Annotated in this window: 22 protein-coding genes and 1 pseudogene; 13 read left to right on the top strand and 10 right to left on the bottom strand. The window is 56.9% G+C overall.

What is annotated here, in order from left to right:
• Nucleotides 1–30: 30 nt before the first annotated feature.
• The 4 genes from RBH20_RS18310 to RBH20_RS18295 all read left to right on the top strand — a co-directional run bounded on the left by RBH20_RS18310 (nt 31) and on the right by RBH20_RS18295 (nt 5,334).
• Nucleotides 31–909: an ABC transporter ATP-binding protein gene (locus RBH20_RS18310; RefSeq protein WP_306711369.1), complete on the top strand. Its 879-nt coding sequence runs from the start codon at nt 31–33 to the stop codon at nt 907–909.
• Nucleotides 909–1,700 carry an ABC transporter permease subunit gene (locus RBH20_RS18305; protein ID WP_306711367.1) on the top strand — a complete coding sequence of 264 codons (792 nt, stop codon included), beginning with the start codon at nt 909–911 and terminating at the stop codon, nt 1,698–1,700. The genes RBH20_RS18310 and RBH20_RS18305 overlap by 1 nt, the downstream gene beginning before the upstream one ends.
• Nucleotides 1,701–1,808: 108 nt before the next feature.
• A complete protein-coding gene (locus RBH20_RS18300; protein WP_306711365.1) occupies nt 1,809–3,749 on the top strand; it encodes a COG1361 S-layer family protein in 1,941 nt (646 codons plus the stop codon).
• Nucleotides 3,750–4,089: 340 nt separating this feature from the next.
• Nucleotides 4,090–5,334 (top strand): inorganic phosphate transporter, encoded by a 1,245-nt coding sequence (locus RBH20_RS18295; RefSeq protein WP_306711363.1) that lies wholly within the window; start codon nt 4,090–4,092, stop codon nt 5,332–5,334.
• Between the two features lie 322 nt (nt 5,335–5,656).
• Here RBH20_RS18295 and RBH20_RS18290 read toward each other — a convergent pair whose 3' ends face one another.
• Nucleotides 5,657–6,229, bottom strand: coding sequence for a DoxX family membrane protein (locus tag RBH20_RS18290; RefSeq protein ID WP_306711361.1), 573 nt, complete (start codon nt 6,227–6,229; stop codon nt 5,657–5,659).
• A gap of 195 nt (nt 6,230–6,424) precedes the next feature.
• Nucleotides 6,425–6,884: pseudogene (locus RBH20_RS21370) on the bottom strand (inorganic phosphate transporter); the annotation flags it as partial.
• 741 nt (nt 6,885–7,625) lie between these two features.
• On the opposite strand from RBH20_RS21370, the gene trkA reads away from it, so the two are divergent.
• The 3 genes from trkA (at nt 7,626) to RBH20_RS18265 (ending at nt 11,019) form a co-directional block, all read left to right on the top strand.
• A complete protein-coding gene (gene trkA / locus RBH20_RS18275) occupies nt 7,626–8,960 on the top strand; it encodes a Trk system potassium transporter TrkA (protein ID WP_306711357.1) in 1,335 nt (444 codons plus the stop codon).
• 82 nt (nt 8,961–9,042) lie between these two features.
• Nucleotides 9,043–10,611 carry a TrkH family potassium uptake protein gene (locus RBH20_RS18270; RefSeq protein WP_306711355.1) on the top strand — a complete coding sequence of 523 codons (1,569 nt, stop codon included), beginning with the start codon at nt 9,043–9,045 and terminating at the stop codon, nt 10,609–10,611.
• Nucleotides 10,612–10,755: 144 nt separating this feature from the next.
• Entirely contained in the window at nt 10,756–11,019 is a 264-nt protein-coding gene (locus tag RBH20_RS18265; RefSeq protein WP_306711353.1) for a hypothetical protein, read from the top strand.
• Here the strand turns inward: RBH20_RS18265 and RBH20_RS18260 are convergent.
• The gene (locus RBH20_RS18260; protein ID WP_306711351.1) at nt 11,016–11,888 is read right to left on the bottom strand and encodes a universal stress protein; all 873 of its coding nucleotides are present in this window, start codon (nt 11,886–11,888) and stop codon (nt 11,016–11,018) included. The two genes, RBH20_RS18265 and RBH20_RS18260, sit on opposite strands and share 4 nt — an antisense overlap.
• A gap of 210 nt (nt 11,889–12,098) precedes the next feature.
• Here RBH20_RS18260 and RBH20_RS18255 point away from each other — a divergent pair, with 210 nt between their 5' ends.
• Entirely contained in the window at nt 12,099–12,536 is a 438-nt protein-coding gene (locus tag RBH20_RS18255; protein WP_306711349.1) for a universal stress protein, read from the top strand.
• A complete protein-coding gene (locus tag RBH20_RS18250) occupies nt 12,529–14,802 on the top strand; it encodes an amino acid permease (protein WP_306711346.1) in 2,274 nt (757 codons plus the stop codon). Before RBH20_RS18255 ends, RBH20_RS18250 begins: the two co-directional genes overlap by 8 nt.
• Nucleotides 14,803–15,039: 237 nt before the next feature.
• On the opposite strand, the gene RBH20_RS18245 is transcribed toward RBH20_RS18250, so the two are convergent.
• The 6 genes from RBH20_RS18245 to RBH20_RS18220 form a co-directional block, all read right to left on the bottom strand.
• Entirely contained in the window at nt 15,040–16,188 is a 1,149-nt protein-coding gene (locus RBH20_RS18245; protein ID WP_306711345.1) for a universal stress protein, read from the bottom strand.
• 2 nt (nt 16,189–16,190) lie between these two features.
• Nucleotides 16,191–16,871, bottom strand: coding sequence for a TrkA family potassium uptake protein (locus tag RBH20_RS18240; RefSeq protein ID WP_373567985.1), 681 nt, complete (start codon nt 16,869–16,871; stop codon nt 16,191–16,193).
• A gap of 103 nt (nt 16,872–16,974) precedes the next feature.
• Entirely contained in the window at nt 16,975–18,492 is a 1,518-nt protein-coding gene (locus RBH20_RS18235) for a TrkH family potassium uptake protein (protein ID WP_373567984.1), read from the bottom strand.
• Between the two features lie 128 nt (nt 18,493–18,620).
• Nucleotides 18,621–19,307, bottom strand: coding sequence for a TrkA family potassium uptake protein (locus RBH20_RS18230; protein WP_306711341.1), 687 nt, complete (start codon nt 19,305–19,307; stop codon nt 18,621–18,623).
• Nucleotides 19,308–19,363: 56 nt separating this feature from the next.
• Complete coding sequence (locus tag RBH20_RS18225; protein WP_306711339.1) at nt 19,364–19,807, bottom strand: universal stress protein; 444 nt, start codon at nt 19,805–19,807, stop codon at nt 19,364–19,366.
• Nucleotide 19,808: 1 nt separating this feature from the next.
• Nucleotides 19,809–20,159, bottom strand: coding sequence for a hypothetical protein (locus RBH20_RS18220; RefSeq protein ID WP_306711337.1), 351 nt, complete (start codon nt 20,157–20,159; stop codon nt 19,809–19,811).
• Between the two features lie 896 nt (nt 20,160–21,055).
• Between RBH20_RS18220 and RBH20_RS18215 the strand changes: the two genes are divergently transcribed.
• The gene (locus RBH20_RS18215) at nt 21,056–21,820 is read left to right on the top strand and encodes an Lrp/AsnC family transcriptional regulator (protein ID WP_306711335.1); all 765 of its coding nucleotides are present in this window, start codon (nt 21,056–21,058) and stop codon (nt 21,818–21,820) included.
• Between the two features lie 251 nt (nt 21,821–22,071).
• Nucleotides 22,072–22,782, top strand: a complete 711-nt coding sequence (locus RBH20_RS18210; RefSeq protein ID WP_306711333.1) for a TrkA family potassium uptake protein — start codon at nt 22,072–22,074, stop codon at nt 22,780–22,782.
• Nucleotides 22,783–23,209: 427 nt separating this feature from the next.
• Here the strand turns inward: RBH20_RS18210 and RBH20_RS18205 are convergent, their stop codons facing one another.
• The gene (locus RBH20_RS18205; RefSeq protein ID WP_373567979.1) at nt 23,210–23,758 is read right to left on the bottom strand and encodes a universal stress protein; all 549 of its coding nucleotides are present in this window, start codon (nt 23,756–23,758) and stop codon (nt 23,210–23,212) included.
• Between the two features lie 255 nt (nt 23,759–24,013).
• On the opposite strand from RBH20_RS18205, the gene RBH20_RS18200 reads away from it, so the two are divergent.
• On the top strand, nt 24,014–25,627 hold the full coding sequence (locus RBH20_RS18200; protein WP_306711329.1) for a TrkH family potassium uptake protein: 1,614 nt from the start codon (nt 24,014–24,016) through the stop codon (nt 25,625–25,627).
• Nucleotides 25,627–25,848, top strand: coding sequence for a hypothetical protein (locus RBH20_RS18195; protein ID WP_306711327.1), 222 nt, complete (start codon nt 25,627–25,629; stop codon nt 25,846–25,848). Before RBH20_RS18200 ends, RBH20_RS18195 begins: the two co-directional genes overlap by 1 nt.
• Nucleotides 25,849–25,973: the final 125 nt, after the last annotated feature.

The following is a 25,973-nucleotide window of genomic DNA, read 5'->3' as shown; positions in this document are numbered from 1 at the left end:
TGTTATATTCTCTTGCCGTCATATCCGGCCATGGCGGCGATTGAGGTTTCGGGGCTGAGCAAGCAGTACGGTGATGTTCGGGCCAACGACGACCTGACGTTCACTGTTCAAGAGGGCGAGATTTTCGGCTACCTCGGGCCGAACGGCGCGGGGAAGACGACGACAATCCGCAATCTGCTTGGCTTCCAGTCGCCGACCGAGGGAACCGCGACGGTGCTCGGCCGTGACATTCGTGACGAGGATGAACTCCTCAAGGCAAAGGCCGACATCGGGTATCTCCCAGGCGATCCAGCTCTTGACGAGCAGGTCACGGGCCGCGAGTACCTTGACTACCAGGCGTCGCTGAAGAGCGACGAGCGCCGCGAGGAGCTGTTGGAGCTGTTCGATCCGCCGCTCGACCGGAAGATCCGGAAGTACTCCCGTGGCAACAAACAGATGGTCGGTATCGTTCAGGCGTTCATGCACGATCCGGACCTAGTCATTATGGACGAACCGACTTCGGGGCTGGACCCACTGAAACAGGAGGCGTTCAACGAGTTCATTAGAGGAGAACGAGCGAAAAGCAAGACGGTGTTCTTCTCGTCGCACGTCCTCGGGGAGGTCCGACGAGTCTGTGACCGAGTGGGAATTATCCGTGAGGGGAAGCTCGTGACGCTCGAAGAGATTGATACACTGCTCCGACGCGGCGGGAAGCGCGTCCGGGTCCACACGCGGTCAAACGTCGACCTCGCCAGTCTCAATGGAGACGGCATCGTCGATCGAGAGACGTTCGACGACGGCGTCCAGTTCATGTTCACTGGCGATTACAACGCCCTCGTGTCTCTGCTTGCAGACTATGACATCGTCGATCTCGAAGTCGAGGAACCCCCCCTGGAGGACGTGTTTATGCACTTCTATGGAGAGGGCTGATGTTCGAAGTGACCCGCTACGAGGGCCGCCGACGGGTGCGAGGAACGGCCGTCCTCACCGTCTTGCTCGCGGTTTACGCGTTGTTGATCATCTTCCTGTATCCGTCGATTGCAGAATCGAGTGTCGACTTTGAGGAGTACGTCGAGAATCTCCCACCGGCGTTCCAGGAGGGGTTTGTCGGGTCGGCGAGCTTCTCCACTGTCGAAGGGTTTCTCTCAGTCGAGATGTACCAGTTCCTCTGGCTCCTGCTGCTCGGCCTGTACATCGCGTACAGCGGGGGCGCGCTCGTGGCGGCGGACATCGAGAAAGGGAAACTGGACATGTTACTCGCGACGCCGATATCACGCTCACGGGTCGCGGTCGAGAAGTACCTCTCGCTGCTGGTCCCCATCCTCGGCGTCAACTTGGTGACACCGTTCGTGGTTTACGCTGGCCTCCTTGCTATCGACGAGACGATCGACCCGGTGTCGCTGTTCGCGCTCCACCTGCTCTCGGTCCCATATCTATTGACCTGTGCCGGTGTCGGCCTGCTGCTGTCGGTCCGTCTGAACCGTGCCGACATCGCTCAGCGCGGCGGGATCGGTGCGGTGTTCGGCCTGTTCTTGCTGGACACGGTGAGCACCGATACCGACTTCGAGTGGCTCGGGGCCGTCAGCCCGACGCGGTACTACAGCCCTGTAGACATCCTCAGCGAAGGGACCTACGACATGGCCGGCGCGTTGTTCCTGCTCGCGGGGGCCATCGCCTGTGTCGGCATAAGCGTCGTCCTGTTCGAACGACGGGACATCTGATAGTGTGACCGATGCCACCGACTTCGATTCCTCGACACCAATGCATAACCATACCACACCTCGCGACGGCGGAACTGCCACTGAGACGGACCGGCTGACGGAGGGCGCATGAGCCGACTCGCCGCCGGAGCGAAGCTGCTCACTGTCGTGATCGTCTGCTCGCTGCTGGCCTCGACCGTCGCTCTCGGGTTCGTCGAGGGTTCGCCGGAACTCTCTGCCTCGCTCGCCGAGAATCGCATCGTCGCGGGCGAGGAGGCGACCCTCGAAGTGATGATCACGAACGCGGGCGAACTCGAAACCATGTCGACGACGAACCCGGAGTTGAACCAGCGCGTCCTCACAGCGACCGGCATCAGCACCCGGCTCCGGGCCGACGATGCGCCGCTTTCAGTCACTACCCGCCGGCAGAGCGTCGGGAGCATTGCCGACGGCGGCGAGCAGGTCGTCCCATTCACCATCTCGGTCGACGAGGACGCCTCACCGGGGACCTATCGCCTCCCCCTCCGGGTGACGTACACGCACACGGCGGAGATCGATGAGGGAGGGGGCTTCTCCCGGACGCGGACTGTCGAGGAGACGTTGTCCGTGACGGTCCGGGTCGTCGAGCGGGCCCGCTTCAGCGTCGTCGACACCGAGGGGGACCTGGGGCCAGCGAGCGTCGGCACGGTCTCCGTGACCCTTGAAAACGTGGGCAGCGAGGTGGCCAACGAGACCTCCGTGTCGCTCGCCTCCCTTGACCCCGACGTCCAAGTCGGGTCGTCTGGATCGTCGAGCCAGTACGCTGGCGCGTGGGAGCCCGGCCAGCGCCGGACGCTCACCTACGTGGTCGCGGCAGCCGACACGGCGACGAATGCGACGTACCCCTTCCGGGTGACGACGGCGTTCGACGACGACCGCGGCGTCCGGCGGACCGACGAGTCTGGCGTCGTCGGCGTCGAGCCACAGACCGGTCGCCGGTTCGTCGTCACCGACGTGAACAGCGACGTGGCAGCCGGCGGATCGGGAACACTCGCCGTCACGCTCCGGAACGACGGGCCGCGAACGAGCGATGCCACGCTCGCCCTCCGGTCGACCGCCGGGACGCTCACCATCGACGGCGGCGGCGCGACCACCCGGTTCGTCGGGGACTGGCCGGCCGGGGCCGAGCGAACCGTCACCGTCGGCGTGACTACGCCATCCGGCACGGAGGGCGGGACCTACACGCTTGACGCGACCGTCGACTACCGGACCGACGGGGGCGTCGACGCATCGGCCAGGCCCGCGAATGTCGGTGTGACCGTCGTGCCCGATCCCGATTTCTCCGTCCGCGACGCCGGCGTCTCGCTGGCCGTCGGCGAGGAAGGGAAGGTGCGTGGGACCGTCGTCAATAACGGCACCACGCCGGCGCGCAACGCCGTGGTCGTCATCTCCGCTCCGTCTTCGACCGTCAGGTTCGCGGAGACGACGTACGCCGTCGGCGACCTGGATGCGGGTTCGTCGGCCGACTTCGCGTTCGACGCTGCGGTCGCGCCGACGGGCGAGGCCGGTCCCCGTCCGTTCGACGTGACCGTCCGCTACGAAGGGCCGAGCGGCGACGACAGACAGAGCGCGCCGCTCCAGGTCCGGGGCGAGGTCGCGCCCCAGCCCGACCGCCTTGCGTTCGAAGCGGTGAACGCTAGCTACGGCATCGATACGAGCAACCGACTCCGCGTCCGCGCCACGAACGTCGGCGACACGCGCCTCGAAGACGTGCGGGTCACCCTCGTGACGGCCCCGCCGTTCACCAGCGAGTCTCCGGGCGCGTTCGTCAGCGCGCTTAACCCTGGCGAGACCGCGACGCTTGGCTTCGAACTCACCGTCTCGGAGGACGCGGTCGAGAGCACGCACGCCGTCGCGTTCAACGCGACCGCCAAGACAGCCGACGGCGACGTGGTCCGGACGGAACCGTCGCTCGTGCCAGTAGCTATCGCGGAACCGACGGGTCCGGGCGGTGACACCGCTATTGTCGCCGGCGCGGCCGTACTCGCGGCGGTCGTGATCGTGAGCGGATGGTGGTGGCTTCGTCAATGACCGCCGCTCCCGTCGTCTCCTTTCATCAGCCGTCGGAATACCCAACGGGATGATATCGGTTTCTGCTTCGACTGCTATTCAGAACGATATGTTCCGGGGAAGCCTTCTACTCCGTCTCGAAGCCTGTTGCTTGGATGCTACTCCCGGTGGAGACTCGTATATTAGGGTAAATTGACACTTCTCATCCCTTGAACGTGCGGAGTTACGAGGGGCTAATCGTACCCGTTGAGCACGGCACTGAGGAGGAACGCTTGTAACTCTGGTTAGATGACAAAATCGAGACACCACCTCAGAAAAACGTCGGGGATTATTTGAAGGTCCGCAGTCGTTGACCCACACAATGGTGTCACTGCTAACCGTCGCCGGCATCGCTGTCGCCGTGTTCGTCGGCTTCAACATCGGCGGCTCGTCGACAGGCGTGGCGTTCGGGCCGGCGGTGGGCTCACGCCTCGTTCGAAAGGCGACTGCGGGAGTTCTGTTCGTCGGCTTCGGCTTCCTCGGGGCATGGACCGTAGGGCGCAACGTCATCGCAACAATGAGCAGCAGTATCGTGCCGGCAGCCCAGTTCACGCCCATTGCAAGCGTCGGGGTTCTGTTTTTTACGGGCGCGTCGCTGTTGATATCGAATCTCTACGGCGTTCCCGCCTCCACATCGATGACGGCTGTCGGTGCCATTGTGGGGTTGGGTCTCGCCTCGGGCACGCTCAATCAGGCGCTGATGTTCGTCATCGTCTCGGCGTGGATCGTCGCTCCACTGGTGAGCCTCGCCATTGGGCTCGTGGTCGGGCGCTATGTCTACCCGTATCTCGACCGCTACGTCGCCTTCACGAAGTTCGATCTCCACTTCGTCCAGATTGACCGATCAGGGACAATTCCACGCCCATATCTGAACCAGAACGCGTCGCCACAGGACGTTGTCGGGTCACTTTCGGTGGTCCTCATCGGCTGTTATATGGCGTTCTCGGCGGGCGCGTCGAACGCAGCGAACGCCGTTGCGCCCCTCGTCGGGGAAGGTGGCGCCCTTACCGTCGACCAAGGAGTCCTGCTCGCGGTGGTAGCTTTCGGACTGGGGAGTTTCACCATCGCTCGGCGTACACTAGAGACGGTCGGAGACGACATCACGGAACTCCCGATTCTCGCGTCGCTGATCGTCTCTGTCGTTGGTGGGACGGTCATCACGATCCTCTCATACTTGGGAATCCCTGCGAGTCTCGCGGTCAGCACTACCTCTGCGATTATCGGGCTTGGCTGGGGGCGGGCGAGTCGGGCTGCAACGCTTTCGGAACTAGCCACCCCGACGCCCGAACAGTCGGAGCTCGATGTCGCCACAGGGGCGCTGGTTACGTCACGCGCCGAGGAGGCGCCTACGAGTCCGACCATCGGAGACATCGCCCGACACGAAGAGCCCGCGGAGGGGTCAGAGGCGGTCCCGGATGTTCCGGATATCGGTGCAGAGGGGCCGGCCGATCTCGACGAGCGGAGCCTCTTCGACCCAGCGGCAGCCAAGCGGATCGTCACGATGTGGGTCCTGACACCCTCGCTGGCAGTTGCCGTTTCCTACCCGGTGTTCGCAGTGCTGCTGTGAGCGGTGGTCAAACGCTAAACGGGCGGTGATACACACCTGGATTGGTCGATCGCGAGCGAAGCCGGGTCAGACTGGAAAAATGTCGAAGCTCACCAGGTGCGATAACTCAGACGAAACGAAAGACTCGGCACGAAAAGACCACGCCGAATACTGCATGAAGAGCTTGTATTTGCAACAGCTGGTAGTACCCCTCCAAACTACTCGATGCTGTATCTGTAGTGGCTGTGCCCGCGGTGCGAAGCGTCGCTCTCTAGGCGGTACAAAAAGCGAAATGGGTACTGAAATCGCCTTTTTGCTTGTGAATGGCCCGGTACCCTCCGGGTCAGCCCAGCAGGAGTTTGAGCCACTTGTTGTTCTGTACGAGCGACAAATCTTCGATGTAACTGTCCAGGCCCAGGATGCGGCCCGAGCCGAACGCACCCAATCCGAACAGCAACACAGCATAGACCATGTGGTCGTCGACGACCCAGCCGTGGGCAACCGGAAGGCCAGCTAGCAGTCCGCCCTGTAACGCGGCGAGCCAGTAGAACAGCATCATCACTGCGCCCCAGAACGCGCTGAACCGAACGAACACGCCCAGCAAGAGGGCAAGGCCGGTCAAGGTCAGTCCGAGCATGTTCAACCAGTCAATAATCGGCATCCCCGCCATCGAGGCAAAAAAGCCGGTAAATGGGTTCCCTGCCGGCACTGCGTTCTGCAAGAACCCTGCCGCAGTCCAGTTGTTCGCGGGGTCGCCGTCGATGTACGTGACGAGTTTCGTGATTCCGCCTTGGAACAGCGTCCATCCCATCACGATACGCATGAAGAACAGGGAGTAACCGACCCACGTCTCCGAGTAATCGAACGTGACACTGCGCCCGAGCATCTCCGACTGTAGAGTCTGTTTGGTTCTCATACCCAAATGTTATATAATTGACTATATATTTGTTTGGGGATTTTTAAATCCTATATTCCGTGGATAAAAGGTTATACGGGTGTTGAAATGGCTTTTTGTCCGGTTTCGGTCGCTACCATCATTGTGCTGACTAAGTTGAAAACCAATCTACAGCGCTATCCAACCAAAACGGCTATTGACAGACATTGTTGGTTAGCCACGCGCGAGTCCGTAGGCAAGGACACCCTCAACGACGGGAATCGCAAACCAGAATCCGAGGATGACGACGTACTCGTCGACAGCGAATCCCCACCGAGTGCAATGCCCGCGCCGATCATTGCCCCCGCGGCGGTAAACGCCGATGGAATCGGATATCCGTAGGTGTTCCCGATCGTGATGAGCGTTGCCGCGGTGAGTAAGGCTGCTGCGGCGGCGAGCGGCGTGATCGTTACACCGGTCACGAGGTCTTTCCCAATGGTCTCGGAGATACTGCCTCCTTGGAGGATTGCTCCGAGCCCAGCCACGATTCCGACCAAGAGGGCCGCTCGAAGAACCGAGATGCGTTTGCTCCGACGGCGGGAGCAACGGGAGCCGAGTTACTGTTCGCCCCGACTGTGAACGACATGAACAGCGCCGCGAGCGGCGCAATCCCGAGAACGAGAATCACAGATGCCATGTATTCAGCACCACCCACACTGTCGCTGGTAGTGAGCCAATCTTCTGCATAAGTAATGTGATTCATAGCAATGCTATAGCCAGATGACGGCAACGTAGACGTCACGTCGCGATGTGTTTCTCGATTACAAAGGTTCAATATATCGACTGGCCTGCATATCGATCGACACCGCTGTACGATTTGAGCTATCAACGAGCGGTTTTTGATTGACAATTCGGCCGAATTACGCATTGTAGCCCCGCTAAACCCGCCGTAGTCTCAACTACCAAACACGAACAATAGTTGAGACTAGCCAGCTCAATGCATGTCAGGATTCTAGCGTAGTTCATAAATAGTATGAAGAATTCCCATATCGAATTTTTGCCTACATCGATCGGCTACGGGTGGTTATCGGACTCTCTGGAATCTGTGCTGTGTCGGTCGTTCCCGAGGATTCGGGAATGACGTTGATCACCATTCGGATCTTCAGTCTACGCCTGCTTCAAAAGGTGCATAACTTGTATGATCGACCGATACCGCAGGAAGTGTGAGTGAAATCGACGAACTTGGAGGTTAACGAAGAGATATACGATGAACCAGAGGTTACGTTTCCTCATACATCATTCCTAAGGCCGATGCTTGAAATGTTACGTAGTCAACGTCAAACCACCAATTTCTATGTAGTCTGACAGCTTGTTGATATCGGTGGAATCAGAAGGGAGGAGTCAAATCAATGTATCCGGATATGAATCAAATACACGAATGCGGGTCATAATAGCTGGCGCTGGTCAGGTGGGAACGAGGGTCGCAGCAGCACTCGATGCAAATCACGACGTCGTAATGATCGACGTGAACACCGACCGGATTGACAGGCTCAGATATGACCTCGATGTGCTCACGGTACCTGGTGACAGTTCGGCCATTGAAACCCTCCGAGAGGCCGGCATCAAGGATGCCGATATTCTAATCGCTATTACCGACAGCGACGAGATCAACATCATCACCTGTGGCACAGCGAGGGCACTCACTGACGTTACGACGGTTGCACGCGTCAAGGATCTGAAATATATCGACACCTGGGATCAGGCTGAGAACGTCTTCGATGTCGATTTCATGGTCGGGAGTAACCTGCTGACAGTCGCCGCAGCAGCCGGAGGGATTGGCCTACCAGCTGCACAGAACTTCGATGTTTTCGCAGGCGGGACGGTTCAGATGGCCGAGTTCGAAATCAAGCCGGACAGTCCAATTCTCGGCCAAACGATCAGTGAAGCCGATGCGTACGACGCGCTCACGTTCGCTGTCATCTTCCGGAACGGAGCGACAATCTTTCCGACCGGGAAGACACGTATCCAACCGGGAGATAACGTGGTCGTCACGGGCCGACCCGATTCGGTCCACTCGTTCGGCACCGAACTGGCCCCACGAGAGACAGGTCCCCAGAACGTGCTGATCATCGGCGGGAGCGACACCGGCTACCATACGGCCCAGCTGCTTGAAGAGCGTGGTCTCCGTCCTCATCTCATCGAGACAGACGCTGACCGTGCCAGGGAACTCTCCGAACGGTTATCCGCCACCAGGGTTCGAAACAAGGACCCGACCGACCGGGACTTCCTCGAAGATGAACGGATGGCTGATGTCGATGTCGTGGTGGCAGCGCTCGCACACGACAGCGAAGAGAATCTGCTGGCTGCCCTGCGGGCCAAGCGAGAGGGCGCAGACCAGTCGGTCGCTATTGTAGACCACGGCGAGTACGTCGATCTGTTCGAAGATGCAGGGGTCGATATCGCTGTGAACCCGCGTCGAGCGACGGCTCGAGAGATCATCGAGTTCGTTCGTGACCAAGACACCCAGAACGTCGCTCTGCTGGAAGACAATCAAGCCGAGGTGATCGAGATCCGTATTGACACAGACAGCGTACTCGCAGGACGACCGATTAGCGAGGCGATCGGTGACCTTCCGGAGGATGTCGTCATTGGAGCGCTCACGCGCAACGGGAGCTACCGTATGCCCCGTGGCGATACCGTCATCGAACCGGGCGATCATGCTGTGATACTCGCTGATAGCGACGTCGTCGAGGACACGATCGAACAGCTGTAATGATGCACAGGAATCGCCATTCCACTGCCCAAGTCAGCAACGCGGCGGGGCACACCTCGATTTCCAAGGCTGGTGTTACTGAATGCAGGTAAGCATCAATTGGCGACAGAGCGTCGCGCTCGTCGGGACAGTTCTGAAGTACCTCGCCGTGACGATGGCGCTCCCGTTGTCCGTCGCGATTATCTACGGGAGTGATCGCTTGGTCTTTCTCGTGTCGATCGCCATGACAGCCGCCCTCGGACTTGCACTCGAACGTCTTGAGGATGATTCTGACCTCGGACTTGAGGAAGCGCTGTTGTTTGTCACTCTGGCTTGGGTCGGTGTCTCTGTGGGCGGGACGATACCGTACCTGCTCGCTGGTATGGGCACTCAATCGACGGTCGGGCTCGCACTCGGCTCGCCGAGTACCCTATTCAACTCGTTCGTCAACGCGTTGTTCGAATCCACTTCGGGATTCACTACGACGGGGGCAACCGTTTTGGGCGAAATCTCGTTCGAACGGCATTCTCATGCCCTGTTGATGTACCGCCAGCTGACGCAATGGCTCGGTGGGATGGGGATAATCGTGCTCATGGTGGCCATTCTCCCCGAGCTAGCGGTCAACGGTGCGCAACTCATCAGCGCCGAAGCACCTGGCCCAGAACTACAGAAGCTGACGCCCAAGATTGCCGAAACCGCCCGCATCCTGTGGCTTGTCTACACCGGATTCACTGTCCTGTTGATCTGTCTCCTGTACGGCCTCCACCTGCTGGGGCGGGCGCCCAACATGAACCTGTACAACGCGATCGCTCACGGCTTCACGACGCTTCCAACCGGCGGGTTCTCTCCCCAAGCTGAGAGTATCGCTGCCTTCTCACCAGCAGTCCAATGGCTCGTGATTCCCTTCATCATCGTTGCGGGGACGAACTTTGCGCTCTTTTATTTCATTCTCCACGGGCAGTATCTCGATGTGTTTCGGAATCGAGAGTTTCAGGGATATATTGGGGCCATCGGTGGGGTCACGCTTCTCCTCTGGGGACTCTTGTTCACTGGAGCGGCTCCGCCGCTAGAACTGGGAGGTGTCACCCGAGGTATCGCTGAGAACTCGCTCCGGCAGGCGTTGTTTCAGACAGTCACACTGCTCAACTCGACGGGATACGCGACGAGCGATTTCGCACAGTGGAGCGAATGGGCGCAAGTGCTGTTATTGGGAGTGATGTTCATCGGTGGGTCAGCAGGATCGACTGGTGGCGGCATCAAGATCATCCGATGGCTCGTCCTTCTCAAGGCCGCTCGGCGGCAACTGTCCACAACAGTCTACCCAGACGTCGTCGAACCAGTCAAACTCGGCGGGCGCATTGTCGACGAGGATGTCGTCAGAGGTGTCTTCTCGTTCACGTTTCTCTATCTATTTATTTTCGGGGTGTCAACCGTGGTAATTGCACTCGATGCCAGTCGCGTTGGCCTCAGCCTCACGACGATCGAAGCACTCAGCGCCAGCATCGCGACCATCGGAAACATCGGTCCAGGGTTCGGTCTGCTCGGTCCGTTTGGGAGTTATCTCTCCTTCCCAGCGACCTCGAAACTCCTGATGATAGTTCTGATGTGGCTTGGCCGACTCGAAGTGATCCCTATGCTGGTGCTCTTCACCCGGTCGTTCTGGGAGTGGTAGTGCCAATACACCGGGACGAATCTACCTCACGGCTTTGGACTTGGACTGCCCGTAGACTCAAGGGAATCAGCAATCCTGTCCTAAAATAGATGGGAATACGCATTCAACATAGCCTTTTTATCTGCGCTTATGTATCCATAACCAATGACCGATGATACTACTGAAGAGCAGATAGAAGACGCTATTCGTGACTATTACTCCGCGCTGTTTGTCTATGCACAGGCCAATGGTGACAGGGGCGTCCGAATTTCGTCACTTGAGGCTGTGACCGACCAGGATTACGAGTACGAGGTGGTCGAACAGGACAGCGATGCTATTGAACAGTCGTACACCGGCACGGTGGTACAGAACGGTACCAAGTGGGTCGTCGAACCAGACCACGAGGAGACTCCCACGCGCAAAGATTAGCGTCCCTCAAAACTGAACCCATCGTCATCGCCACGCTGGACTGTAAGAACCGCGTTTTCTGAAGCTTCGGTTACGGATTTGGTTACCGAGCCAGTAATAAATTCTATGAGACGGCTCTGAGTTGGTTTGCCTATTACAGTTACGTCGTAGTGGGCAGACTCATCGATGATTGCCTCCGCTGCGTCAGGCGCTTCAAGATGGTGCGTATCCAGTTCGACCGACTCGGGGAGCCGTGCCCGTGCCGTGTCGAACAGTTCCGTGGCCTGTGCGGCCTCGGTCTCATCTTTGTCCTGTGTTACATGAAAGAGCTCGACAACAGCGTTCGCGCCTGCTGCCAGCGCTCCGCCGACGACGACTGCGAGACCAGAATGTTCTCCACCAGCAAGTGGGACGAGCACCGAAGAGATACTTGTCTCACTCAGGGGATGCGTGACTGATACTACGTCACATGCTGCTTTTTTTCGCATCTGGTCGGCCGCGTCACCGCGAAGCCCTTCGCCCAGCAACTCGGGCGTGTGTTCGTCGAACACGACGAGCTGGACGTTCCGTTGCTGTGCGACGGTAATCGCAGTCGAGAGTGGACTGTCTGTCTCTTCGACGATTAAATGAGCGTCGACAGTGTGGTCCTCGTCTAGATGTGCCTGCAGTAATTTTCGGCCAACTGATGTCACCTCAGCGCTACGGAGGCTGTTGTCGGTGAGTAAATCAAGGACGAGTAGTTCGCCCTCGACACCCTCAGCGATATTCATCGCTGTCTCGAACGTGAAGTTGTCGTGGGAACTGAATATCGGGTAGAGAATACGGGGTGGCGAATCAGGAGTCTCGGACCGCTCTAGAAACTCTCGGAGACTACCCTCATCATGACTCATGTAAGCGAGTGGTGGCCCATCAGTATTAAACGCAGGTGCTGATTCCGCATTCCGTAGCAAATCGACCGTGCAATAGTTGGATGACCAATGGATAGCGGCAAAGACAAATAATTCATATACAGTCCGTGAGACTAGTTACTATGATTCTCACTACGACCGCGGGATATCAGCGACATCAATACTCCGACAGCCGGCTTCGGAGGGGATAGTATGCCGGAGTCGCTGTTCAGACACGCGCTGGTACCTGTTGCGTCACCGGAAGACGCAGAATCGACCATGCGAGCGCTGCGACCATATGTAGAGTCGGCGGGAGGAGATGTAACCGTTATTAACGTCATCGAGAAGGCGGGTGGCGCCCCGGACAAAGCGTCAGTCGAGCAGCGAGAGGATTACGCATCCAAAATTTTCAGCGTTGCTCGTGACGAGATGGCCGATACCGACCGCACGCTCACGACCGAAATCCGGTATGGCACTGACGTTGCAGAGACGATTATTGAAACCGCAGATGAAATCGACGCGAGCGCGATTGTTTTCACTCCACGAGGTGGCAACCGGTGGGTTCGCCTGCTGACCGGTGACGTGGGACTGTCACTCGTCTCTGAGAGCGATATACCCGTTATTACACTACCTGAATCTAACAATGACTGATCAAGAACTCGCACGCGACCTCGGCTTTCTCGAAGCGTACACGATTGGCCTTGGGACGATGATCGGTGCCGGGATATTCGTCCTCCCGAGTATCGCTGCCGAGCAGGCAGGACCCGCGAGCATGATTTCCTTCTTTGCTGGCGGCTTAGTATCGCTGCTCGCTGCTGTTTCACTGTCGGAATTAGCCACGGGGATGCCCAAAGCCGGTGGAAGCTACTATTACGTTAACCGCGCGCTCGGTCCATTCTTCGGCAGTATCGTCGGCTGGGGGATGTGGGCCGGGCTGACTTTCGCCAGTGCGTTCTACATGATCGGTTTCGGTCAATATCTGCTCCCCGGGCTTGGACAGTACATCGGGTTACTAGCCGGATGGGGTGACATCGGAATAACTGTGGCAGCACTCGTCATGGCAGCACTGCTGACCGGTGTTAATTACTACGGCGTCAAAGAGACCGGGGCACTCCAGAACGTCATCGTCCTCACTCTGGTCGGCCTCATCGTGGCGTTCCTTGGGCTGGGAGCCGCGAGTGGGCCAACTATCGGAACGTTCCTCCCACCAGAGGGCTGGCCGGCCGTTGCAGCGACGATCGGGACCGTCTACGTGACCTTCATCGGCTTCGAAGTGATTGCGACCAGCGCCGAGGAGATCAAGAACCCGAGTCGCAATCTTCCGCTGGCGATGATTGCGGCCGTCGTGACGCCGACGCTGATGTACGTCGGGGTGATGTTCGTCTCGACCGGGACGCTCTCAATCGAGGCGCTTGCAGACTCTCAGATACCCGTCGCCGACGTAGCGACGGAGATCATGGGGCCAATCGGAGCGTTAGCGATGATCGTGGGAGCCGTTCTAGCGACAGTGTCGAGTGCGAACGCGAGTATCCTCTCGGCGGCCCGCGTGAACTTCGCCATGGGTCGGGACAAGATTCTCATCAACTGGCTCAATGAGGTCCACGACCGGTTCCGGACGCCATATCGTGCCATCTCCGCGACCGGTATTATCACGCTTGTGCTCATCGCAATCGGGGTCGGCATCGGGACACTCGCAGAAGTGGCGAGCTTCATGTACCTCGTCACGTACGCGCTCGTCCATATCGCCGTCATCGTCCTCCGTCGTGCCGATCCTGACGCCTACGACCCGGCGTTCCAGATTCCGAGCGTGCTGTACCCAATTGTCCCGATTCTCGGTTTTGTCGCCTCTATCGCCATTCTTCTCCAGATGAACCTCATCGTGCAGGCCATCGGCGGTGTCATCGTCGCCTTTGGGATTCTCTGGTACTTTGTGTACGCCCGCGACCGAGCACTCAGCCAGAGTCTAGTTGGGGAGGCCATCGCGCCAGAACCGACCACAGTAGCTGACGGACAGGGACGGTATCGGGTTGTTGTTCCCGTGGCAAATCCCGAAACGGAACGGGACCTTCTCCGGATGGCAGCGGCGAGCGCACACGCACACGATAGCGAAACGGCCGAGGTTGTCGCGGTGAACATCATCGAAGTCCCACAGCAGACTTCACTGGAACAGGACCTCACATTCGAGGAGACACGAGTCGAACGCCAGCAGGAACTGCTGGACTCTGCACGGGACATCGCTGACGACCTCGATGTCGGGCTACGAACGCGCGCCATCGTTGGTCGCAACGCTGGCTCTGCGATTCTGGACGTTATTGAGGAAGAAGACGCTGACCACGTTCTCTTGGGCTGGAAAGGCAAGCGAAGCCGCCGAGAACACGTTCTCGGCTCCACGATCGACCCTGTCATCGGTCGTGCATCGTGTGATGCGACGCTCGTGAAACTCGGTCCTGAGGGTGGACGCGCGACGGGCGAAATCATGGTCTTAGCCGGTGAGGGGCCACACGCACCAGTGGCTGCTCGTCGGGCCAAAGAGTTTGTCAAGGCGGCCGACGAGGAAGCCACGTTAACGCTGTTCAACGTTCAAGAGCCAGGCGAAGACGACGAAGGCCTTTCCCCACGGGAGCGAGGTGAGGCGCTCATCGAAGAGTTCGTTGAACGGACTGGTCTCGAAGAGACGCAGTACGAGAGCCGTATCGAGGTGGCCGAGGATATCGAAAGGGGGATTCTCGATGCAGCTACAGGATACGATACAATCTGTGTGGGAGCGACCCGCACGGGAGCGGTGTCACAGGCTGTCTTCGGCTCGCTGCCCGAGACGATTGGTGAACAGACGGATCAGACTGTCGTCATGGCCCGTGGGCCTGAAGAATCCGCGATGTCGATCCGCCAAGCCATCGTTCGACGCCTCGAATCGTAGGCAGTGGGTCCGGTCCCCACTACTGCACGCAGGGGAGACCGCATTGATGCTCAACCTGTCTTCTTGTATGAATCGGCACCTCACTGAAATCGACAAGCGCTTCAGCTCGTTCTATCCTGTCGCCATGCTGGCCGAGCCAGTACAGGCCACAGTACTGTCTCGCTTGGCTTCGCGGCTCGTTCCGTAGCCACCAAGTTGTGTTGATAAAGTCAGGACACGACGTTCTGACGTATGGTCTCACTTGCTGGACTCGCTCTCGCTCTCGCCACCTTCGGCCTCAATTCCTCGTTTCCATCGGTAGTAGAGAGACCGCATGGTCTGGTTAGAATCACGAGACATGAGAATAGTCAGCTCATCGAGCTCAGAGAGCGTCTCTTGTACAGACCCATAGACTAACGTTTCTAGTTGTGATTTCTGTTCCGGCGCTCCTATTGATACGGCATCATGAGACTCCGCTTCCGTTATAATTGCATCAGCGGTATCAGCAGCCTCCCTGATCGTTGTTGTAATCGTTACGTCGGAACCGAGCACGTATTCAGCGAACTTTAGCAAATCTTCACCGTCGCTTCTCGCCTCAGCAGATGATTCAGGTGGTACCACATGGAACACGGTCACAGATGCACCTGTGGCACGTGCCACCGCGCGCGCTGCTTCCGCAGCGAGGGCTGAGTGTGGGCCTGCCCCGACAGGTAATAGTATCGAGTTTATCGTTTCGGCTTCCGATTCGGCGAGCGGTGCGACAGTATGCTCATCAACGCTTGGTACGTACAGTGCGTTCTCTCCTCCTCTGGCCCCCATCTTTTCGACGAACACATCGCACTCAGCGTCCGTCAAGACCGCGTCAATTGTACTTCGTTTTAGCAACCAGCCCTGATTGAGGCCGGTCCCGCGTGGCAGCAGGACAGCCGTTTCACTCTCATCAGCTATGACATCAAGAATACCCCTAGTCAGGTCAGTCACAGTTCTGACGGCTGCACTGACCGGAACACTCGGCGTGAGTTCCTGCGCTAGAGTACTCATCTCCGCCAACTGTGTCCGTCTGTTCTCGAGTGTCTCGATGGTGGGGTTCATATCGGCCTGGCTCTCTTCTTCTGTCCGGATATACTCTCGAGCATGGCCCAGTTCCGCTTCGTCTGTCACCGTCTCGATGCCAAGCAAGAGCACCCGGCCGCCGTTATCAGCAGCCAGTGCCACCGCTGTCTGTAGGAACCGGCGGACGTTGATCCCTGTATAGCTATCAAGCAGCGTCTCAGTAATGGGAACGATAACTCTATACCCTGGAGATCGAATAGGCGGCCCGCTACGAAGATACGGTTCATTATCCGAACCCGAAGATCGTTCTGCGACGGTGATTCGAACGCTGGCTGGCTCGGAGTTATCGGACATCTTTATGAACCCCTGAACACATCCGTAACCCGACTCGTCGCCCCATTTTTAGCGAAAACGGTGACGGTGTCACCAGCACGAATCTCGCTTTCCCCCTGCGGAATGAGCAATTCGCTATCTCGGACGATGGCGACGATTATCGTCTCTTCGGGCAACAGATCGTTGTTATCAGCTTCGATTAAATCGAGGCCATCAATCGGAGCGCCCGAACTGACTGCCATCTCGAAGATTTCAGCTTGACCAGCAATGGGCAGGAAATCCTGAATCCCCGGGTGCTGGACGGCCCGGTAGAGATATTGACCGTTGAGACGGTGCGGACTTTCGACGATATTCACGCCGAGGTCCTCGAATAGTTCCATGTGGGCGGGGTCGTTGATCGAACTTACGAGCGTCTCGACCCCATACTGCTTCCCAAACATGGTCACCATGAGGTTTACCGAGTCAGTCTCCGTGGTCGAAATAAGTGCGTCGGCCTCCTCGATGCCAGCTTCGAGCAGGATATCTTTCGATGCTGCGTCAGCGTTGATAACCATACAGTCGTAGGTTGCACTCACCTCTTCGGCCAATTCTGTATCGCGTTCGATGACGACCACCTCATGGTCGTCCTGCGTTGCGAGGTTGATAACGGTGCTTCCGGTGCGGCCTGCGCCGATGATGATTACGTACATTGGTGGTAGTGTGATGGTATTGGTTGCGTAGCGATACGAGCAAGCGCTTCTACTGTGCAGGGTGGGCCGGGTACATCGAGCACAGGCGGGCGGAATCGATACTGACTATCCATCCAAGTCACCGCCTGAAGATCGCGTTAATCAGGACGAGGACGGGGATAATTTCGAGCCGTCCCATCCACATCTGGAGGATCAACAGGACCTCAGCGATGACCGGCATGCCTGGACCAGTGATCCCCGACGATAGGCCGACAGTTCCCTGTGCCGTCGCTACTTCGAAAATCCCATCGGCGAGCGTGAAATCCGTCGGAAGCACTGCCAACAGGACGAACAGCGAGAGGACGAGCAAGACGAGGTACGTGAACGCGAACGTCGTTGCAGCGCTGATCTCGGTGTTTGCTTCGTCGGTTTTGAGTATCCGCTGCCCAATCCGGAGGTCGTCGATAGCGTGGTCGGGGAGGAACACGCGAGTGACCTCCCAACTGATGCCACGAGCGATAATGTAGCCACGCAGCAGTTTGATCCCGCCGACCGTTGCTCCGGCACAACCGCCGAGTAACATCGCACCGAAGACGATGAACATGACCGCGCCGTTGTTCCAGTCACCGATTGCAGACGTCTGCCACCCCGTCGTCGTCTGTGCGCTAATAAACTGGAAAAGACCATCACGGAATGCCTGACTCGTCGCTACACGCCCGATGTATGCGAGCGGCTCACCATTGTAAGGCACCCCGACCCATCGAGCGAGAAACGCCGTCAGGCCGACTACACCGATAACGAAGGAGCCAAACAACACTCTGACCTGTGGGTCGCGTGTGAATTCTCGGATATCTCGCTCGGAGAGCATCCCATAGTAGACTGGAATCGAAATTGCCCCGGTAATCATCGCGGGGATGTGAACGAGCTCCATCGCGTATGAGTCGTAGCCGGCGATAGAATTGTCGAGTGTGCTGAACCCGCCGGTGGACTGGCCAGTCATCGCGTGGTTTATCGCGTCGAAAATCGTCGGCTCGATACCGTAACTCGGGGTAACGAGGAACGTGGCTGCTGCCAGATAGAGGGCAACTAGTGCGGTGACGCCGACGTAAATCTTCCAGATTGCACGCGCCGTACCCACGATGCTCGGCCGAAGTTTCTCGTTTCGTGCTTCTGATTGATACAGCGAGAGTCCCGCAGTCCCGTGTGGCTGACGCAAAATTGCCAGCGAGAGGACGATCATCCCCGCGCCACCGATCCACTGCATCTGTGAGCGGTACCAGAGGAAGCCGTGGCCCACCGACGGTTCGTGAACACTCATCGTCAGCCCTGTCGTTGTGTACCCACTCATGCTCTCGAAGAAGGCATGGAGCGGGTTCTGGAAGTTGAGCAGGCTTGACTGATAGCTCGCACTCGCTGGCACGAAGGATTCGAGTACTGCCGGTGGCGTGATGTAGGCCGCGATTACGAACGGGAGGGCACCGAACGCCGCCGTAGCGAGCCACCCGAGGGCCGCGACGATCATCGCGTGGTGACGCTTCGGTTCAGGGGCATCTTCGCACAGTTTGTACGCTGCCCCGCCAGCAAGCGAAGTGATCCCTGCACCGATTAGAAACGACAGTCCGCTGTACCACTCCTGATAGACCAGCGAGACAAGCATGGGGACTAACATCAGCCCGCCGATGAGTACCTGCAAGGCACCAACGTCTCTACAGACCGTTTTCGAGGCTGTCAGGAAGTCAAGGCGACCGACAGATGAATTGGACATTGATTTGGATTCTCCCGTGATCACGCTGTTTGGTCCTCGTAATGGCCGAAGATGTCGGTGAGATCTGGGTTCGCACCAGCTGCGGAGTAGACGGTTAACAGGTCGTTCGTTTGGATTCGGGTGTTCCCACGCGGTGTCAGTGGCCTGTCCTCGCCCTCACGACCGATGGCGACGATCAAGACATCGTTCGGAAGGATGCCCTCCTCACCGGCTTCGGTAAGTGTTTTGCCAGCGATTGGCGCATCGTCCCTGACCGTGATTTCGAACACTTCTGCGTCCTCGCCGATACGCATGTAATCGACGATAGCCGGTCTGGCGACCGCACGGTAGAGATGCTCGGCGATGAGTTGCTGTGGATTCTCGACCGTGTTCACCTCGATCTGACGAAAGAGGTTCATATGCGCTGCATCGTGAACGACTGACGTGATTGCCGGAATCTCGAACTCTTTGGAAAGCAGACAGACCATCACGTTCGTCGCGTCCTGATCAGTTGTCGAGATGATCGCGTCGGCTCGATCCGCTCCGGCATCCTCCAACGTCTCCTTGATCGTCACGTCCGCGTTGATGACCAGGCAGTCGAACTCGCTTGCTATCTCCTCGGCTTTTCCTGTATCTTTCTCGATAACGACAACCTCGTTTCCAGTTCGAGTGGCGATATTGATCAGCGGTGAGCCGATATCGCCTGCTCCGACGATGATGATGTACATATATGGTTTCAGTTAGGTGTTTGTTGTCGACCCGGACGTCCGTCTCCTGGTTACACTCACGCGTCACTCACCTCTCGGTCAGGGAGTGCCAGAATCGGGACGTCACTCTCGTTAATGAGATTGTGCGTCACATCGCCAGCTAACAGTTTTTGCCAGCGGCTCCCCCCACGGGGAGTGAAGACGATGGCACTGGCGTCAAGTTCGTGTGCTGCCTCGAGGAGTGTCGATGCGATATCGGTCCCGTACCGAAGCTCTGTTTCCAGTGTGACACCCGTGTCAACGAATCTCTCCGTGACGGCAGCGAATATCTCTCTCGCAGCCAATTTGCGCTGTTCGACTGACGCTTTGTCCGGCGTGCCACCGGCTTTCTCGATGACATGGACGGCGATAACAGTGCAGTCCGACCCTGCTACGTACGGGCGGAGTGCAGAAGTTGTCGCCCTCGCGTCGTCTTCGTTAGCGACTGGAACAATGACTCGCTGGAAGAATTCCGCAGACATCTCAGTCACCCTCGTTTTCTTCGTAGACTTTTCCGAGATAGTGCCACCGGTACTGTCCATCTTCGTCGCCGATACCGTGTTCCCACCTGACCCTGTAGGCGAACGGGCCTCGTGCTTCGCCCGTTTCCTCCGGTCGTTCCACGACGACAATCGTGTACGCTCCATGGTCCTCGATTCGAACGAACTCTTCACCGGGGCGAGATTCGATCGCATCTGTGAGCGATGGATGCTCCCGCAGGAGTTGCTGTGCGTAATGGATAATCTCCCTGAGACGTGCGTCACTACTGGCTTCCAGTGCAGTCGTGATTTTCTCCGGGATATCTTTGGGCGGGTTGGTTTCAGATTGTGTCATATTTTATCGGGTGCTGCTCTGTCTCTGACTCCGTTGAGCAGTCGATATAGGCCGGCGAGTCAGCCATTCGAACGATTCGGCTACTCTCACGGGACCTGTCCTCTCGACTCTAGAAATATCGCTTGCTTAAAAAAATACCGCCTTATTTCCTTATACAGTAAGAAGATAGGTCAATATTTAGCATTCGAGAATTATTTTGGTATTCTGTCATTCAATGGTTCGGTGAGTCTAACACTTATATATACCGTCGAATGGGATCACCTGATCGGGCCATTGTAGGAATATCGCACATACCGAGTCTATTGCAACAGTCCACTACCGTGGGCTCGTTGATACCAGGATTGTTACCAGATTACTTCGCTTCGAGACTGAATCCCTCTCCACCATTCCGCTGTACTTGAGGACTGCATTCTCTGATTCTTCGGTGACGCTCGCAGTGAGGGAACCCGTGACGAACTCTAGAAGGCTGCGTTGCGTCGGTTTCCCCATCATAGTCACATCGTAATGTGCGGACTCGTTGATGAGTGCTTCCGCAACGTCGGGCGCTTCAAGATGCCATGTATCCAATTCGACAGATTCCGGAAGTCGCCGCCAAACCAGCCCCGCAGACTGTAGGTCGGAACACAACTACCGGCGGCTATCAAACTCGATGCGCTGGCAACGGGTCGGGACAGTAAGTTGCGTACTCGCGACCCGTTTCCGCGGTGACACAGACCGATCTACCTTCGCTATCTGCAACCGCAGGTGAACAGACGGACCAAAGCTTCTCACGCCGCACAATCCGGAAGAACCCACGTTGTCAGTCCGTCAGACCATCGTCCGACGCCTGAAATTGTCGAAAGTCCGCGTACAGGTAACAGGGAAAAAGGGATTGGGACGCATCCTGTACATCTAGTATGAGTCGTCGTCTCGACGAAATTGACAAGCGCATTATATATGCGATGCAGGAGGATGCACGGAATATCTCGGCTCCGATGGTCGCCGAGGAGATGGATGTCTCTCCGGGGACCATTCGCAATCGAATCAACCAGCTTGAAGAGGTGGGCATAATCAAAGGGTATCACGCTGACATCGACTACGAACGCTGTGAAAGTCGCATGACTAATCTATTCGTTTGTAACACTTCGGCGAGTGAGCGGGAAAATCTCGCCAGAAAGGCACTCACGGTTCCCGGAGTCGTGAACGTTCGCGAACTCAGGACGGGCCGTGGGAACCTGCAAATCAAGGCTGTGGGCGAGGAGATGAGTGACCTCACACGAATAGCCCACCAGCTCAGTAAACTCGGCCTAGAAATCGAGGACGAGGATCTGATTCAGGAGGAATATTTCACCCCCTACGAGCCGTTCGGGCCGGACGGCGCAACCAAGCAGGGTGCAATGACAGATATGGTGTCTCTCTCCGGTGGAGCCGAAGTAGTTGATGTGACCGTCAGCAAGGACGCCCCTATTGTCAACACGACACTACGAGAAGCTAACGAGCAATCGCTGCTTGGCAGTGAAGTGCTTGTTATCGCTATTGAGCGTGGAGATGAAATGATCACGCCCAAGGGTGACACGGAGATTCGTGCTGGTGATCTCATCTCCGTGTTCGCCCGGGACGGCGTGCCAGAGTCGACACTAGAATCGTTTGGCAATACGAACCAACCGATGACACCATCGTGAAAACCCCCGCGATTCTCCGTTACTTCTAGACCAGTACGACACTCTACATTTCTTCGGATTGCTGGTCTAATCCTCGACAGCATGTGGATTACGCAAGATAGCGAGGTTTTTATTTCAGGACTGTAATTCTAACCCAAGTGAACCCTCAATTACGTCCGCGGTATGTCGGCAGACAGCGAGACGAGCGATTCGCGCGGGACACTGATTATGAGGGACTCAGCCCAAAGCGGCACCAGTAGAAGATATAACACATGTACATAATCACTGTCGGAGCTGGCGATATCGGAACGCCGCTCATTGAAATCGCAACCGGAACTGGAAACGAAGTTGTCGTCATCGAAAAAGACGCGGCGAGAGCGGACGAAGTCGCTACTGAGTTCGACTGCCTGGTCATCAACGCGGACGCGACGATCAAGGAGACGCTGGAGGATGCCGGAGCTGACCGGGCTGATGCGCTCATCTCAACGACGGATCAGGACGCGACCAATGTCATGATCTCATTGCTCGCACAGGAACTTGAAATCCCTAGCATCGTCTCAGTCGTCCACAACCCTGAGCACATGAACCTATTCAGGCAGATCGGCGTCAACACAATGGAGAATCCACAGCGCCTCATCGCGGAATCACTGTTCCGGTCTGTGGATCGGCCATCGATTGTTGATTACATGCGTGTCGGCGATGTTGCCGAAGTGTTCGAGATTACGGTCGCCGAGGACGCACCGATCGCCGGTCTAAACCTCGTTGAAGCGGACAACGAAGGACTGCTTGATGAGGACACACTTGTCGTAGCAATTGAACGGCCCGATTCGGATTCTCCTATTACCCCTCGGGGACAGACCCGCATCGAAGCCGGTGACTTGCTCACGGTGTATTCTGGCAGTGGCGCAACACCAGCGGTGACAGATATCTTTGGACATTACGAGGACCACGAAACGAACAATTCGAGCGGGTTCAGTTTATGAGATGTGTGCGAGTCGCTCAGGGGGTAGTCGTAGAACCAGGAAGCGAGTTCAAAAATCCCCACAGCTGTTTGTAGCACAATTCTTGGAACTGTCCAAACCTTGTCCGAGCGCGGAGCGTCTCACCGTACTGCTGCTTAGGCGCAAAGAGAACGACTTCAACTACTGATTCTTAGTAACAGATATTCTTACTATGGCGAGCGTTGTTCGCGATATCAAACCAATGTCACCTGCGGTATTCGATCAGTGATCAAACATTGACGTCCCGAAGTCATGCAAACCGTCCCAGTCATATCCTTTGTCACCGGTAACTGTCTGTAAGTGGCTACACTATCCCTGCAAGAGCAGTCGCGTAAGTCAATCTGATCGCTCCGGCACCGAATCCGAAACCAATGAACGAGGCGAGGAAACCTCATTGTGGATTCGGCCTTCACTCCTGTTGAGGAAGGCAAGCCCGATGGGTGAGCCGGTGCCAGAACAAATAACCAGGCCAATTAGGAATCCCATCCAGGCAAAATAGACATCCTCTGTGGGGAGAAAAATTCATAGCTAGGAGACCAGAGCCCCAGTTCGATGAGAGCATATCCTCCGAGTAGGTAGACGAGAACGAGCGAGCTGCCTCGAAATCACCGTCGGTTGCGACGTGAAACAGGGTCACTTCGGCACCTGCAACCGTATACGCGGCGGCAAACATTTCTGCGAGGTCCGAATTTGCACCGCCCGCAGTCGGTACGAGAACGCGCTTGGTGTCTGTCGTCCCGTCGGTTTTTACGACAGCAACATCACACTCGGCGTTCTCGACGACGGTGTCGATATTTGAGCCCAGCGCATAATCGGACACACGTTTCCGCTGCCCTCGCCAGCCGAGTAACACGAGGACACTGTCGCGTTGATAGGCGACGTTGTTGATTCTCTTCGCGATGTCATGGCCGATTGTCACAGTCTGATGTACTAGGATATCATCAGGAGCGTACTGCATTGCCTCGCCGAGTAGTTCTCGCTGTTCATTAACCGACGGCCTTCCGACAGTGGCGTTTGCTCGGGAACTGTGGCGACACTTGTAAGCAGAACCTCGCCGTCTTGGTGGCCAAATCGAAAATAACATATGCTCGACATCAAGACTTTTCCAGAAAGCGGTGCCCGCAGGTAACTATTTCCCATAGCGCAATCTAACGGCTCACCTCTTTGGCGTGAATCAGCCAATTTAAGTTCTCGTTCAGCATACCGAAATTGTATGGCTAATCGTCTTGGGACAATTGCTCGCGACCTCGGGCGGATGCTCGAGGCGCTAGCAGGTCTTATTCTCGTCTCCGTTCTTATTCCGCTCGTCTGGCGAGAGTGGTGGGTTGTTCCTGGAATGATCCTTTCAGGACTGCTCCCTTTGCTAGTCGGATTCGGACTTTCGCGGGCCTTTCAGGACGCAGATGATCCTGGTCGATTGCATGGGATGATGATCGCCGCCTCTGGGTGGTTCTTCGTCGCAGTCTTCGGCTCTGTCCCATTCCTGCTTATTGCCTGGACGGCACGACTTGATCCCTCAGTTCTCGAAATTCCGGCCCGGTTCACGACCGGAGGAACTAGGACGTTCAGTACACTCGCTGCGTTCCAGAATCCCCTCAACGGGTTCTTCGAGAGCATGAGCGGGTTTACCGGCACGGGACTGACGATGACCGATAACGAGGCGGCGCTTCCACACACGCTCCAGTGGTGGCGTTCATTCATCGAATGGGTTGGTGGCGTCGGAGTCATCGTGCTCACGACCGCTATTCTCGCACGCCCGGGGAGTGGGTCACTTACGCTCTATGAAAGTGAAGCGCGTTCGGAGAAGATTCATCCGAGTATCGTGTCCACCGTCAGGACAATCTGGTGGATCTTCCTCCTGTTCACGTTCTTCTCGATCCTCCTCCTGTGGCTGGCTGGCATGCCGATGTGGGATGCAATCAACCATGCAATGACGGGGCTCGCAACCGGAGGGTTTTCGATTACGGATAATTCGATAGGCACGTACAACAGCGTCGCCATCGACTTCGCACTCATCCCCATCATGATTCTTGGGAGTATTGCGTTCCCGATTCATTATTTAATTCTACGCGGAGACCTCCGGAACCTCTACAGAGACCTCCAGACGCGGTGGGTCTTCATTTTCTTCGGCCTTGGGACGTTGATTTTGACTGCCTTACTGTTTGATCAGGGATTCTACCAGACAGAGACGATGACCGTTGCTGGAATCGTCCTTCATGGCCGGGCAGCAACGCTCTTTCAGACGTTCCGATTTGCCATATTCCAGTTCGTCTCGGCGGCGTCCTGCACCGGGTTCCAGACTGCAGGCTCGCTCGGGCCGGGATGGTCGGCGCCTGCACAATTGACGGTCGCGTTCGGGATGATCGTCGGGGCAGCTGCCGGATCAACTGTCGGGGGTATCAAGCTCATCCGGTTGCTCACTCTCGGAAAAGGGATTCTGTTTCGTATCCGTGACGTATTCTACCCTTCAACTGCTGTTCGTACATTCCGACTGGATGATCGAACATTATCAGATGACGAAGCAGCGCAGGAGTTTGAAGAGGCCGCTATCATCACGTTCCTCTGGATCCTTTTCCTCGGCGTCGCTGCATTCGTCTTTATGATCGCCCTTCCGATGGGTCCAGAAGGCTACACTCTAGAAAACGTTCTGTTTGAGGTTGCCTCCGCGCAAGGTAACGTTGGGCTCTCGTCGGGCATCACCGGCCCGGGGATGCCGACGGTCACGAAGGTCATGTTCTTATTCAACATGTGGATCGGACGACTTGAGATAATCCCGGTTCTAGTGCTCCTGCGGAGTTTATTCGTCTCTATGGAGGGCTATGACTAATGCGACTCAAACAAATTCCGTTCATTGGCCCGCTCCTCGCGGCTGGCGCAGATGACTCCGTATTCGACGCGCTTCTTATTTTAGGGCCGATCGTGATCATTATCATCACTTTCCTTGGCCGCACGTTACCTTCAGTCCTTCTTGCAGTCGCCTATACGGGTGGGTTTCTCAGCTATATCGCATATAAAGGAGTTGCTGAAACTACGGAGAGTAGCACTTAGGATCTACTACTTAGCAGCGGATTTGTTCACCTCAATGGTATCTTAACACGTTTAGCGAATTAACGATTTCATCTCTCGCACAAGTGCCTGTATTCTTTGCGACAATTCATATATATGATTATTCG

The sequence above is a fragment of the Haloarcula sp. H-GB4 genome, assembly GCF_030848575.1.
In the GTDB taxonomy this organism is placed as follows: domain Archaea; phylum Halobacteriota; class Halobacteria; order Halobacteriales; family Haloarculaceae; genus Haloarcula.
This window is presented reverse-complemented; position numbering and strand designations above follow the sequence as displayed.